Genomic DNA, 12,832 nt, shown 5'->3' with positions numbered 1-12,832 from the left:
CAACCCCGGAGGGGGTCAGCGGGAGCGCCGTCCACTCCAGCGGGACCAGGCCTCCGGGGTGTCGATGTCGTCCGGCCGCGCCACGTCGCCGCATTCCACCAGGGTCAACTCCGCCGTGCGTGCCGCGAGTAGGGCCCGCGCGCCCGAGTCGCCGACCGCGCCGCGTATCGCCTCCGGCCAGAACCGGGAGCCGATCAGCACCGGGTGCGCCCGCTTGCCCCCGTACGCCGCCGCAGCGAGCTGCGCGCCGCCCCGGTACGCCCGCAGCAGCCGGGCGACCGCCTCCGGCGTCACCCCCGGCGTGTCCACCAGGGAGACCAGCGCGGCCGGCGAGTCCGCGGCCAGCGCCGCCAGACCGGCACGCAACGACGAGCCCATCCCCGACTCCCAGTCGGGGTTGCGGACCACCTCACAGCCCGCCAGATCCGCCCGCGCCCGCACCTCGTCCGCCCCGGACCCGAGCACCACTACCACCCGCCGGCAGCCGCCCGCCCGGAGCACGTCCACCGCGTGTTCAACCAGCAGCCGCCCCTGGAGCGGCAGCAACGCTTTCGGGCCCAACCCGAGCCGGCTGCCGCTACCGGCGGCGAGCAGCAGGGCGGTCGGGGCGGCCGGTACGGCGACGAGGGAGGACGTCATCCGTCCAGTCTGGCGCTACGGCGGCCACTCTCATCCTGTAGGAAACTACAGGCCCACTCGGTCCGCCTCCTCAGTTCACCGGGGCTTCACCCGCTGGACCTCGTACTCGAATTCCCGTTCTACTGGGCCAATGCCCAGCACTCGCCCGCTCCCGCTCCTGGACCGCTTCGGCCGGATCCACACCGACCTGCGGGTCTCCCTCACCGACCGGTGCAACCTGCGCTGCACCTACTGCATGCCGGAGGAGGGCCTGGCCTGGCTGCCGAAGCCGGAACTGCTGACGGACGATGAGATGCTGCGGCTGGTCGACATCGGGGTGCGGCGGCTGGGCATCCGCTCGGTACGGCTCACCGGCGGCGAGCCGCTGCTGCGGCGCGGCCTGCCCGGTCTGGTCGAGCGGATCTCCGGACTACCCGACGCACCCGAGCTGTCCCTCACCACCAACGGCATCGGCCTGGCACGCAGTGCCGTCGCGCTCCGTGACGCCGGACTGCGCCGCGTCAACGTCAGCCTGGACACCCTCCGCAGGGACCGCTACACCGAGATCACCCGGCGCGACCGCCTCTCCGACGTCCTGCTGGGTCTCGCCGCCGCGCAGGTCGCCGGGCTGGCCCCGGTGAAGATCAACGCTGTGCCGGTGCGCGGAGTCAACGAGGACGAGATCGCCGACCTCGCCGCCTTCGCCGTCGACCACGGCTACCGGATGCGCTTCATCGAGTCCATGCCGCTGGACGCCCAGGGCGCCTGGGACCGCAGCCGCATGGTCACCGCCGACGAGATCCTGGAACGCCTCGGCGAGCGTTTCGTGCTGGAGCCGCTGCCGCGCGAGGGCAACGCTCCCGCCGAGGAGTGGCGTGTCGTCGGCACCGACTCCGTCGTGGGCGTGATCGCCAGCGTCACCCGACCCTTCTGCGGCGGCTGCGACCGGGTCAGGCTGACCGCCGACGGCCAGCTTCGCAACTGCCTGTTCGCCTGCCAGGAGTCCGACCTGCGTGCCCTGCTCCGCGGCGGCGCCGACGACGACGCCGTGGAGGCTGCCTGGCGGGCCTCGGTGGCTGGCAAGGGCCCTGGTCACGACATCAACAGCGCGGACTTCCGCCAGCCGGAGCGACCCATGTCGGCCATCGGTGGCTGAGCCGCAGCGCCGAAAGACGGCACGCATGGCCGAGTCTCCGTGAAAGCCCCTCCCCGAACCGCCCTGGATCAGGGACGATGGTGGGGCAGGTGCACACTCCCAGCCGAACGGATGGTCCGTCATGCCCGGTACGCCGCAGCCCGACAGCACGGGCGGCCACCACCTGGACGGCCAGAACGCCGCAGGCCAGAACCCGCCAGGCCAGAACACCCCAGGTCAGGGCGGTTCGGGCCAGGGCGGTTCGGATCAGGGCGCCGGCGCCCGGCAGTCCTCGGCCCGGCCGGTGCGCTGCCCCTCCTGCCGCAGGGAGCACTCCTACGAGCCCTCGGTGTTCCCCTGCCCCTGCGGTGCCAGCCTCAAGGTGCCGCTGCTGCGCGGGGGCATCCCGGTCCAGGTGCGCTTCCGCTCCTGGGAGGACTCCTGGCTGAGCATGCGCTGCCCCTCCTGCGGGCGCTCCGAGGAGTGGCCGCAGCCCGAGTTCACCTGCGGCTGCGGGGCGACCGTGCGGCTGCCGGTGGACACCGCCCGCAGGCCGATCCCGGTCTCACCACCGACCCGTAGCGGGCCCGCACCGCGTCCCGCCACGGGACGGCCGCAGGTCCAGCCGCCGATGCAACCGGCCGTGCAACCGCCCGCGCGGCCCCGACCCGCCCCGACCCGGCCGCCGTTCCTGCCGCACCCCGTCCGCACCTCCGACGACGCGGTACTGGCCGCCGCCCGCTACCTGGAATGGCTCGGATTCGGCGAGCTGGAGGTCTCCGACTCGCAGGACCGCGAGGGCGTCTGCCTGCTCGGGACCAGGGTGGTCGCCCAGGTCGACACCTGGACGGAGCCGGCCGACCTGCGCGCCGTCGAGTGCCTCTGGCTGAACACGCTGCACGCCGACGAGCTGCAACCGATCATGTTCACCCTCGCCGGATACAACCAGGAGTCGCGCAACCGGGCGGACCAGTTGCTGGTCGCCCTGTTCGAGCTGGATCTCGCAGGCGTACCGCAACCGGTGAACTCGACCGCACGCGAGCTGCTGCGCACCGGCGGCAGCAGCTGACGCCGGCACGGTCCGGCGGTCGTTTCGCGATCAATCCCGACCAGGTGTGTGTTTGATCTTGCGTGGCTCACCGGCCGCGTGTTGGAATTCCGTCACCACCGGCCCGCAGCACGGAGGGGAGCCGTCCTTGTCGGACCATCGAACGGCGTCGGAGCAACGAACGGCCCGGATCGACGACTCACGTGACGGCACCGCAGCGGGCCCCGCGCCCGGCCCCGCCCCGAACCACCTCGGCCGCGCCCCCGGAACCCCCGCCGGCGTGGCCCGCAGCGCCCCGGCCACCGAGCCGGCCGTCGCCGTCGAGGCGGGGACGATCTGGCGGCTGCGCTCCCGGGGTTGTTGGGAGGCCGCAGCCGCACTGCTGGAAGCCCGCGCCGCCCACTCCCCCGACGCTGCCCTGACTCGGGCTGAACTCCTGATCGAGCGCACTCTGTTCGAGGGCGACGGCTGGGGAACCGCCGAGAGCGCCCTGCGCCTGGCCGAGGCCGGTGCCCGCACCGATGTTGAGCGCGCCGCCGCGGCCTGCGCCCGCGGCTATCTCGCCTACTGCGCGACGCTGCTGCGCGAACACGACCGGCTGGACGAGGCCCAGGCCGCGCTGGGCCGCGCGTCTGCCCTGCTGCCGCCCGACGCAGCGGGACGACCGCTGCTGGACTTCCGACGCGGCCTGGTCGCGGAGAACCTGCTCGGGGACCCGGCCGCCGCCCGCTCCGCGTACCGCCGCGCCCACGCCGGGGCCGAGCAGCAGCAGGACAACCTGCTGCTCTCCTACACCTGGCGGCATCTCGCCTCCATTGCCCAGCAGGACGGCAACCTCGCCGGGGCCCGGCACGGCTTCGCCGAGTCGCTGCGACTGCGCGAGCAGACCGGTTTCGCGGTCGGCATCGCCCCCGCGCTCGCCTCGCTGGCCGAGGTCTCCCCCGCCCCCGAGGCGGTCCTGCTGCGCGCCCAGGCGTCCCGCCTGGTCCGGGCGTTCGGCAATGTGCCGGTGTGGCTCGCCGACGGGCAGCCCGCGGATCGCACGGCCGGTCGGTCTTAGCGCCAAGGACGCCAGACTTCACCCTTCCCGGTGTATCCGCCCCAAAAGCACCATGGGCAACGGCGGCTTGGGCCAGGATGGTTCCCACTTCGGCGGCAGCCGGGGTTTGGGGAACGTTCGGGCACAAGCCGAGGTTTGGGCGAGACGATGAGAGTTACGGACATAACGCTGGGGTGGGGCGTCGCCGCCGTCGTGGGTCTCCTGCTCGTCGCCGGTCTGGCGACCCTGCTGCGTTCACGCGGCGCGACGGCACGGGAGAGCAGCGACTCATGGGAGCGCAGCGAGGAGCGCCGCCGAAAGAAGGAGGCCCTGTACGGGTCCGCCTCGTACGTGCTGCTGTTCTGCTGCGCCGCGGTCGCCGCGGCACTGTCGTTCCACGGGCTGGTCGGCTTCGGCGTGCAGAACCTGGGGCTGTCCGGCGGCTGGGAGTTCCTGGTCCCGTTCGGTCTGGACGGCGCGGCGATGTTCTGCTCGGTGCTGGCCGTGCGCGAGGCGAGCCACGGTGACGCGGCTCTCGGTTCGCGCATCCTGGTGTGGCTGTTCGCCGCCGCGTCGGCCTGGTTCAACTGGGTGCACGCCCCGCGCGGGGTGGACCACAACGGCGCGCCGCAGTTCTTCGCGGGGATGTCGATGTCCGCGGCGGTGCTGTTCGACCGGGCGCTCAAGCAGACCCGCCGTGCGGCACTGCGCGAGCAGGGACTGGTTCCGCGCCCGCTGCCGCAGATCCGCATCGTGCGCTGGCTGCGCGCGCCCAAGGAGACCTTCGCCGCCTGGTCGTTGATGCTGCTGGAGAACGTCCGGACGCTGGACGAGGCGGTCGAGGAGGTGCGCGACGACAAGCGGCAGCGGCTGGTCGACCGGGACGAGCAGCGCCGCGCCTCGCGCCATGAGCGGGCGGAGCTACGGGCGTTGAGCAGCCGGGGTTGGTCACGGGGCAGGGACGGCCGACGGATGGCGTTGCCCGCGGCGCCACACCGCAGCGCCTCCGGCGAGCGCCAATCCATTCCTGCGGAGCCCGTCATAGCCGCTCAGGAACAGGTCGCGGCAGTCGAACCGGTGGTCGAGCTGCCGGTGCGTCCGCGCCCCGAGGAGCGGACCTTCGACCTGACGGCCGAGGACGACACCCTGACGCTGCCCCGGCTGGACTCGCTGGAACAGAAGCTCAAGGACCTGGAGCAGCTGTACGGCTGACGGAATGTCAATGCCGCGGCTCGGCCGTCGCCGTGGGTCAGCCGTCCCGCGCTCAGCCGTCCCGGTGGCTCAGCCGTCCCGGTGGATGAGCTCGAACCACATCCGTTTGCCGCTGCCGCGCGGGTCCACGCCCCAGGCGTCGGCCAGTGCCTCCACCAACATCAGTCCGCGCCCTGAGGACGCCTGCTCGCCGGGTGTACGGCGTCGCGGCCACAGGTCGGACTCGTCGTCGACCTCGACCCGCAAGCGGGCGGGCCCCGAATCCCCGCCCTCCTGGTAGAGGCGCGCGGTGAGCAGGGCGTCCCGGTCGGTGTGCACCAGGGCGTTGGTGACCAGCTCCGAGGTGAGCAGTTCCACGGTGTCGGCGAGCTCGCCGACACCCCAGCGGCGTACGGCGTCGCGCAGCTCGCCCCGCACCTCGGAGATCTGCTCCAGGTCCGCCTGCGGGATGCGCCGGCGCAGCTGCCGGGGCCGGCTCTCCGCCGGGCCGTCCCAGCGGAGCAGCAGCAGGGCGATGTCGTCGTCGCGTTCGTGGCTCTCCGCAGCCGCCGTCTCGATCCGGTCTGCCAGAGCCTCCAACTCACCGGGACCGTACGGTTGGTGCCCGCCGATGGCGCGGCGCAGCCGTTCCATGCCCTCGTCGATGTCGACGCTGCGGGTCTCCACCAGCCCGTCGGTGCACAGCAACAGCAACTCGCCGGGGTCGAGGGTGAACCGGGTGACGGGGTAGGAGCTCTCCGGGTCGATGCCCAGCGGCAGGCCGCCCGCGACGGGCTGCACGGCGCTGCTGCCGTCGGCACGGCGCACCAGCGGGTCGAGGTGGCCCGCGCGCACCGCGTACACGGCGCCGTAGTCGACGTTGACCTCGGCGTAGAGGCAGGTCGCGAAGTGTCCTGTATCGAGGTCGGCGAGGAAGCGGGAGGCGCGGGCCATCACCGCGGCCGGGGGGTGGCCCTCGGCGGCGTAGGCGCGCAGGGCGATCCGCAGCTGCCCCATGACCCCGGCCGCGTGCACGTCGTGGCCCTGCACGTCGCCGATGACCAGGCCGACGTGTCCGCCCGGCAGCGGCACCACGTCGTACCAGTCACCGCCTATCTGCAGTCCGGTCCCGGCGGGGAGGTAGCGCACGGCGGTGGTGAAGCCGGGCAACGGCGGAACGCGGCGGGGCAGCAGCACACGCTGGAGTCCCGCGGCGAGCTCGTGCTCGGCGTCGTGGAGCCGGGCCCGGGCGAGGGACTGGGCGACCATGCCGCCGAGGGTGCTGAGCAGGGTGCGGTCCTCGGAGTCGAGGGCCCGGTCCTCGTCGAAGCTGACCAGGCAGACTCCGATCGGACGGCCGCTGGCGACCAGGGGCAGGAAGGCCCAGGCGCTGCGAGGCGAGGGTGCCGGGGCGACCTGCTGCCAGGCCCCCGGGAAGCGGTCCTTGTACTCGGCGCGGCTGCCCAGGAACACCGGGGTGCGGGTGCGCAGGCAGAGCGCGGCGGGGTGGTCGGCGTCCAGCGGGACGTGGTCGTGCGGCGGCGGGGCGCCTTCGGTGTAGCCGCTGGAGCGGAGGATCTGGATTCGGCCGCTCTCCAGCACCGCCAGGATGAGCCCGTCCGGGGGGATGCCCGGCAGCGGCAGCTCAGTGAAGACGCGGGCGACGTCCTGCATGGTGGTGGCCTCGGAGAGGGCGCGCGCGGCTTCCTTGATGAAGCGGGTGCGTTCCTCGCGGAGCACGGCGAGGTGGTCGGCGCGGACCCGTTTGTGCAGCTCGACGGTGGCGTCCCAGACGAAGCCGACCATGTGCGCGGGCCGTCCGTGCTCGTCGGCGAGGACCCGGGCGCGGAAGCGGACGGCGTGCATCTCCCCGTCCGCGAAGACCGTGCGGTAATAGGCGCCGCACTGCCCGAGCTCCTGGACGGCGCGCTCGACCCGGCGACGCACGGTGGGGGCGTCCTCGGGGTGCAGCATCGCGAGGAAGGACTCGGAGTTCAGTCCGGGGCGGTCCGCGTGGTGATGGTCGCCGGTCTCGTCCGCGAGCGAGTCGTCGATGTCGAGGCCGAGGATGAGGCAGGCCCGGGCGTCCCCGGCGATGACGTCCGTGCGGATGTCCCAGTCGAAGGACCCGATGCCGTTGGCAGCCATCGCCGGTTCGAGCCAGTCGGGCCTGCCGCCGACGAGTTCCGTCAGCTCCGGCACGAGCGGGGTCACGACCGGCGTCCCGACCGAACCGGCAGGAAGCCGTGGCGACTGGGGTGTGGACGCCATCGTTCTCCTGCCGCTCTTGGCCTTGGCTGCTCAGCTCCGCCCAGTCGCAGGGACCAACGAACTGCTCAGGCTGTCGGACACGTATCCGGACTTCATCCTGTCGGATGATCGCACCTGCGGCAATGGCGGCGCACCCTCACTCGCGGATCATCACTGTTTGATGGAGACCCGATAACGGAACCATCTCGGCCGTCCGTACGTCGACACATAGCAGGACGTCAGCGCGATCGAAGAGCGACCGCGCGGGGGGAGGTCGGCGCATGGAGGCTCAGGACGGCATGAAGGTACTGATCACGGGCGGGGCCGGATTCATCGGCAGCACGGTCGCTTCGGCCTGCCTGGACAACGGCATCATTCCGGTGATCCTGGACAACCTGGTGACAGGGCGGCAGGAGTTCACCGAGGGGCGACCCTTCTACCGGGGCGACATCGCCGACGGCGAGCTGGTCGACCGGATATTCGCCGAGCACCCGGAGATCAGTGCCGTCATCCACTGCGCCGCGCTCATCGTCGTACCGGAGTCCGTGGCCGAGCCGCTGCGCTACTACCGGGAGAACGTCGCCAAGACCGTGGCGCTGCTCGAACACCTGCAGCGCAACGGCTGCGACCGTCTGCTGTTCAGCTCCTCCGCCTCGATATACACCCCGGGGGCGGACTTCGCGGTCGACGAAGGCTCTGCACTGGACCCGCTCAGTCCCTATGCCCGTACCAAGATGCTGATGGAACTGGCCTTCAAGGACACCGCCCAGGCCACGCCGCTGCGGGTACTGTCGCTGCGCTACTTCAACCCGATCGGGGCGGACCCGCAGCTGCGCACCGGGCTGCAGGTGCGGCTCCCCTCGCACGCGCTGGGCAAGCTGATCGAGGCCCGGCGGAACGGCGGGACGTTCCGGATCACCGGGACCGACTGGCCCACCCGGGACGGCAGCGGCATCCGGGACTATGTGCACGTCTGGGACCTCGCCCGCGCGCACGTCGCCGCACTGCTGCACTTCGACCGGGCCGTGCCCGCCGACGGCCCCGAGCCGTACCAGGTCATCAACCTCGGCACGGGCGAGGGCACCACGGTCCGCGAGCTGATCGCCGCGTTCGAACGGGTGACCGGAGCACCGCTTCCGGTGGCGGAGGCCGGCCCCCGGCCCGGCGACAACGCCGGAGCCTTCACCCGCAGCGACCGGGCCGCCCGCCTCCTGGGCTGGAAGCCCCAGCTCAGCCTCGACCAGGGCATCGCCGACACCCTCGCCTGGTTCGCTCGCCGCGACACCCTCCTCGGCCTCACGCCCGCCTGAGGGCTGCCTGATTCCCGCCGCCCACCGGAGCCGGACGCCGTTCACTCGTCCGGACGCCCCTCGGCGGCCTGCATCAGCTCTCCCGCATGCCGGCCGTCGATGGACTGCCGGACGACGTCGGCGTGGCCGGCATGGCGGGCCGTCTCCGCCATCAGGTGCAGCAGCACCCAGCGGGCCGACCACTGCCGGGCCGACTCCAGCGCGCACAGCGCGCCGAGATCGTCGAGACCGCCGACGATCTTCTCGATCTCCGCCTCCGTCTCCGCGTAGTGCTCCAGCAGAGACGTCACGCTTTCGCCTGCCTCCCGCCGGAAGTCCGCGCCGAAGTCGGTGATCGGCCGCAGGTCCGGCAGCGGTCGACCCGCCAACGCCGCCACGATCCAGCGACGCTCGGTGCGGGCCGCGTGCTACGTACGTCTGGATCTGTCTGTACCTGTGCCGGTCGGTTCACCCTCGCAGACGCCACTGACACCCACACCGGTCGCGCGAGCACGACACTCCGCCACCACGCTGGACATCGGAAGCCCGGTCGGGGTTCAATGCGGGGAATGGTTTGAACGCCGTTCTAAACTTCCAGCCGTTCGAATGACACGGGGCGAGGCACTGTGCGACTGACACCGACCGAGCGGGACCGGCTCCTGATCTTCACGGCCGCTGAGCTGGCCCGTGCCCGCCGTGCGCGCGGCGTGCGGCTGAACGTGCCCGAGGCGACCGCGCTGATCGCCGACACCGTCTGCGAGGCCGCCCGCGACGGCCGCCGCCTCGCCGAGGCCATCGAGGCCGGACGCAGCGTGCTCAGTGCCGACGACGTGCTGCCCGGCGTCCCCGACGTCGTGACGACTCTGCAGGTCGAGGCAGTCTTCGACGACGGCACGCGGCTCTGCGTCATCGACGACCCGTTCCGCGGCGCGGGTTCGCTCGGTCCGGACGCCCCCGGAGCGGCGCTGCCCGGCGACGGCGCGGGCTACCGACCCCAGCAGCCGTCGCTGCGGCTTCCGGTGCGCAACACCTCGCCCGTGCCGATCAGCGTCACCTCGCACTTCCACTTCTTCGAGGCCAACCCGCGCCTCGCCTTCGACCGCGCGGCCGCCTACGGCACCCGGCTCGCCGTCCCCGCAGGCTCCACCGTGCGCTTCGACGCCGGTGCGACCGTCGAGGTGGAGCTGCTGCCCATCGGCGGCGCCCGCGTCGCCATCGGCTTCGCGGGGCTGGTGGACGGACCGCTGGACGCGCCGGGGGCCCGCGAGGAAGCCCTGGAGAAGGCCCGCGCCACCGGGTACCTGACGACGTTCGAGGAGGGTCAGCAGTGACCGCGAGCAGCTTCGAGCCCAGGGGCTGCCACGGCCACCCCTCGGCGAACGCCCCGACCAGCACCATCACTCCGCACGACTACATCGCCGTCCACGGCCCGCGCGCCGGCGACCGGGTACGGCTCGGCGACTCCGGCCTGATCGTCCGGGTCGAGTCCGACTCGCAGCAGCCCGGCGAGGAGTTCCTGGCCGGCTTCGGCAAGACCGCCCGGGACGGCCTGCACCTCAAGGCCGCGGCCGTCCGCGAGACCTGCGACCTGGTCATCAGCAACGTGCTGGTCATCGACGCCGTGCAGGGCATCCGCAAGACCAGCATCGGCATCCGCGAGGGCCGGATCTGCTCGATCGGGCGGGCCGGGAACCCGGACACCCTCGACGGCGTGGACATCGTCGTCGGCACCGGCACCACCATCGTGTCCGGCGAGGGCATGATCGCCACCGCCGGCGCCATCGACACCCACGTCCACCTGCTGTCGCCCCGGATCATGGAGGCCTCGCTGGCCTCCGGCGTCACCACCATCATCGGCCAGGAGTTCGGCCCGGTCTGGGGCGTCGGCGTCAACTCCCCCTGGGCGCTGCGGCACGCCTTCAACGCCTTCGACGCATGGCCGGTCAACATCGGCTTCCTGGCCCGCGGCTCGTCCTCGGACGCAGCCCCGCTGGTCGAGGCGCTCGCCGAGGGCGGCGCGTCCGGCTTCAAGGTGCACGAGGACATGGGCGCGCACACCCGCGCCCTGGACACCGCCCTGCGCGTCGCCGAGGAGCACGACGTCCAGGTCGCGCTGCACACCGACGGCCTCAACGAGTGCCTCTCGGTCGAGGACACCCTCGCCGTGCTGGCCGGGCGCACCATCCACGCCTTCCACATCGAGGGCTGCGGCGGCGGACACGTCCCCAACGTGCTGAAGATGGCCGGCGTCCCCAATGTCATCGGCTCCTCCACCAACCCGACACTGCCGTTCGGCCGGGACGCCCTCGGCGAGCACTTCGGCATGATCGTCACCTCGCACGACCTCAAGGTCGACCTGCCCGGTGACGCCGCCCTGGCCCGCGACCGGATCCGGGCCGGGACGATGGGCGCGGAGGACGTGCTGCACGACCTCGGCGTCATCGGCATCACCTCCTCGGACGCGCAGGGCATGGGCCGCGCCGGCGAGACCGTGCGCCGCACCTTCGCCATGGCCGGGAAGATGAAGTACGAGCTCGGCCCAATGGACGGCACGGGTTCGTTCGGCGAGGTCAACGGCGGCGACGACAACGAGCGCGTGCTGCGCTACATCGCCAAGCTCACCATCAACCCCGCCATCGCCCACGGCCTCGCCCATGAGATCGGCTCGATCGAGGTCGGCAAGCTCGCCGACCTCGTGCTGTGGCGGCCGGACCACTTCGGCGCCAAGCCGCAGCTCGTCCTCAAGTCCGGGTTCCCCGCCTACGGGGTCACCGGGGACCCCAACGCCTCCACCGACCGCTGCGAACCCCTGGTCCTCGGCCCGCAGTTCGGCGCGCACGGTTCGACCGCCGCCGACATCTCAGTGGCCTTCGTCGCCGAGGCGGCCGTCCAGAACGGCGACTCCATGCCGACCCGCCGCCGCCGCGTCGCCGTCCGCAACACCCGGGGCATCGGCCCGCGCGACCTGCTCCGCAACGGACGCGTCGGGCAGGTCGACGTGGACCCCCGCAGCGGACTGGTCTCGCTCGACGGCGAACTGCTCCAGTCCGAGCCCGCCGACTCGGTTTCCCTCAGCCGCCTCTACTTCCTCTAAAGGAGCCCCACGCATGCTCATGTCTGCCGCCAACACCCCCGCTGAGCAGGGCTTCTCCATGCCCGCCGAATGGCAGCCGCACGACCGCACCTGGATGGCCTTCCCCACCTCCAACGAGACCTTCGCCGGCGACGAACTGCACGCCGCCCGCGAGGCCTGGGCCGCAGTCGCCAACACCGTCGTCCGCTACGAGCCGGTCACCCTGATCGTGAACGTCGGCGAGACCGACGACGCCCGTCGCTATGTCTCCGCCGAGGTGGAGATCGTCGAGCGACCGCTGGACGACGCCTGGATGCGCGACATCGGCCCGACCTTCCTCACCAATGGCAAGGGCGAACTCGCGGCCGCCGACTGGGTGTTCAACGGCTGGGGCGCGCAGGAGTGGGCCAGCTGGGAGCACGACCAGCACATCGCCGAGGCGATCACCGACCTCACCGGCGTGCCCCGGTTCGCCTCGAGCCTGATCAACGAGGGCGGCGGCATCCACGTCGACGGCGAGGGCACCGTGCTGCTCACCGAGACCGTCCAACTGGGCGAGGGCCGCAACTCCGACTGGACCAAGGAGCAGGTCGAGGCGGAGATCCACGCCTACCTGGGCACCACCAAGGCGATCTGGGTTCCACGCGGCCTCACCCGCGACTACCAGCGCTTCGGCACGCGCGGCCACATCGACATCGTCGCGGCCTTCCTCAAGCCCGGCGTCGTCGTGGTCCACACCCAACCCGACTCCGCACACCCCGACCACGAGGTCACCCAGGAGATCGCCGCGCTTCTCCGCACCGCCACCGACGCGCGCGGCCGCCAACTGGAGGTCGTCGAACTCCAGGCCCCCACCGTCCTCTTCGAGGACGACGGCGAGCCCGTCGACTACTCCTACATCAACCACTACCTCTGCAACGGCGCGGTCGTCCTGTGCGCCTTCGACGACCCCCGCGACCAGCAGGCCGCCGAGCTCTTCGCCCACCACTTCCCGGACCGCAAGGTCGAACTCGTCGACGCCCGGGAGATCTTCGCCAACGGCGGCGGCATCCACTGCATCACCCAGCAGCAGCCCAGGGCCTAAGACCGACCGGCGAATGGGGGGCGGCGTCGCCTGCGGGGTGACGGAAGGTCAGCAGCTGGTCCGGGGGCGCCCCGCATGGGTTGGGCGGGGCGCCGTTGGGCGCCC

At 72.2% G+C, this 12,832-nt stretch carries 10 protein-coding genes and 1 pseudogene; 8 read left to right on the top strand and 3 right to left on the bottom strand.

Annotated elements, in window-relative coordinates:
* Positions 1-15: 15 nt before the first annotated feature.
* Complete coding sequence (locus tag ABIA33_RS22595; protein WP_370084184.1) at positions 16-639, bottom strand: NTP transferase domain-containing protein; 624 nt, start codon at positions 637-639, stop codon at positions 16-18.
* 130 nt (positions 640-769) lie between these two features.
* On the opposite strand from ABIA33_RS22595, the gene moaA reads away from it, so the two are divergent.
* The 4 genes from moaA to ABIA33_RS22575 all read left to right on the top strand — a co-directional run bounded on the left by moaA (position 770) and on the right by ABIA33_RS22575 (position 5,052).
* Positions 770-1,774: a GTP 3',8-cyclase MoaA gene (gene moaA / locus ABIA33_RS22590; protein ID WP_370084183.1), complete on the top strand. Its 1,005-nt coding sequence runs from the start codon at positions 770-772 to the stop codon at positions 1,772-1,774.
* A gap of 121 nt (positions 1,775-1,895) precedes the next feature.
* Positions 1,896-2,822, top strand: a complete 927-nt coding sequence (locus ABIA33_RS22585; protein WP_370084182.1) for a hypothetical protein — start codon at positions 1,896-1,898, stop codon at positions 2,820-2,822.
* Between the two features lie 259 nt (positions 2,823-3,081).
* Positions 3,082-3,861, top strand: coding sequence for a hypothetical protein (locus ABIA33_RS22580; protein ID WP_370084266.1), 780 nt, complete (start codon positions 3,082-3,084; stop codon positions 3,859-3,861).
* Between the two features lie 147 nt (positions 3,862-4,008).
* A complete protein-coding gene (locus tag ABIA33_RS22575) occupies positions 4,009-5,052 on the top strand; it encodes a DUF2637 domain-containing protein (protein ID WP_370084181.1) in 1,044 nt (347 codons plus the stop codon).
* A gap of 69 nt (positions 5,053-5,121) precedes the next feature.
* Here the strand turns inward: ABIA33_RS22575 and ABIA33_RS22570 are convergent, their stop codons facing one another.
* Positions 5,122-7,245 (bottom strand): SpoIIE family protein phosphatase, encoded by a 2,124-nt coding sequence (locus ABIA33_RS22570; RefSeq protein ID WP_370084180.1) that lies wholly within the window; start codon positions 7,243-7,245, stop codon positions 5,122-5,124.
* A gap of 317 nt (positions 7,246-7,562) precedes the next feature.
* Between ABIA33_RS22570 and galE the strand changes: the two genes are divergently transcribed.
* Positions 7,563-8,591, top strand: a complete 1,029-nt coding sequence (gene galE, locus ABIA33_RS22565) for a UDP-glucose 4-epimerase GalE (RefSeq protein ID WP_370084179.1) — start codon at positions 7,563-7,565, stop codon at positions 8,589-8,591.
* 41 nt (positions 8,592-8,632) lie between these two features.
* On the opposite strand, the pseudogene ABIA33_RS22560 reads toward galE, so the two are convergent.
* Positions 8,633-8,986 (bottom strand): annotated as a pseudogene (locus ABIA33_RS22560) (DUF664 domain-containing protein); the annotation flags it as partial.
* 210 nt (positions 8,987-9,196) lie between these two features.
* Here ABIA33_RS22560 and ABIA33_RS22555 point away from each other — a divergent pair.
* The 3 genes from ABIA33_RS22555 to ABIA33_RS22545 all read left to right on the top strand — a co-directional run bounded on the left by ABIA33_RS22555 (position 9,197) and on the right by ABIA33_RS22545 (position 12,727).
* Positions 9,197-9,901: an urease subunit gamma gene (locus ABIA33_RS22555; protein WP_370084178.1), complete on the top strand. Its 705-nt coding sequence runs from the start codon at positions 9,197-9,199 to the stop codon at positions 9,899-9,901.
* A 65-nt stretch (positions 9,902-9,966) separates the two neighbouring features.
* Entirely contained in the window at positions 9,967-11,664 is a 1,698-nt protein-coding gene (locus tag ABIA33_RS22550; protein WP_370084265.1) for an urease subunit alpha, read from the top strand.
* Positions 11,665-11,683: 19 nt separating this feature from the next.
* The gene (locus ABIA33_RS22545; RefSeq protein ID WP_370084264.1) at positions 11,684-12,727 is read left to right on the top strand and encodes an agmatine/peptidylarginine deiminase; all 1,044 of its coding nucleotides are present in this window, start codon (positions 11,684-11,686) and stop codon (positions 12,725-12,727) included.
* Positions 12,728-12,832 lie beyond the last annotated feature (105 nt).

Source organism: Streptacidiphilus sp. MAP12-16, from assembly GCF_041262165.1.
GTDB lineage: Bacteria > Actinomycetota > Actinomycetes > Streptomycetales > Streptomycetaceae > Streptacidiphilus.
Note: the sequence above shows the minus strand (reverse complement) of the source record. Positions and strands in the feature narration are given on the sequence as shown.

Coding starts and splice junctions, on each gene's coding strand:
- ABIA33_RS22595 (WP_370084184.1), bottom strand. CDS start 639: ATGACGTCCTCCCTCGTCGCCGTACCGGCCGCCCCGACCGCCCTGCTG.
- moaA (WP_370084183.1), top strand. CDS start 770: ATGCCCAGCACTCGCCCGCTCCCGCTCCTGGACCGCTTCGGCCGGATC.
- ABIA33_RS22585 (WP_370084182.1), top strand. CDS start 1,896: ATGCCCGGTACGCCGCAGCCCGACAGCACGGGCGGCCACCACCTGGAC.
- ABIA33_RS22575 (WP_370084181.1), top strand. CDS start 4,009: ATGAGAGTTACGGACATAACGCTGGGGTGGGGCGTCGCCGCCGTCGTG.
- galE (WP_370084179.1), top strand. CDS start 7,563: ATGGAGGCTCAGGACGGCATGAAGGTACTGATCACGGGCGGGGCCGGA.
- ABIA33_RS22545 (WP_370084264.1), top strand. CDS start 11,684: ATGTCTGCCGCCAACACCCCCGCTGAGCAGGGCTTCTCCATGCCCGCC.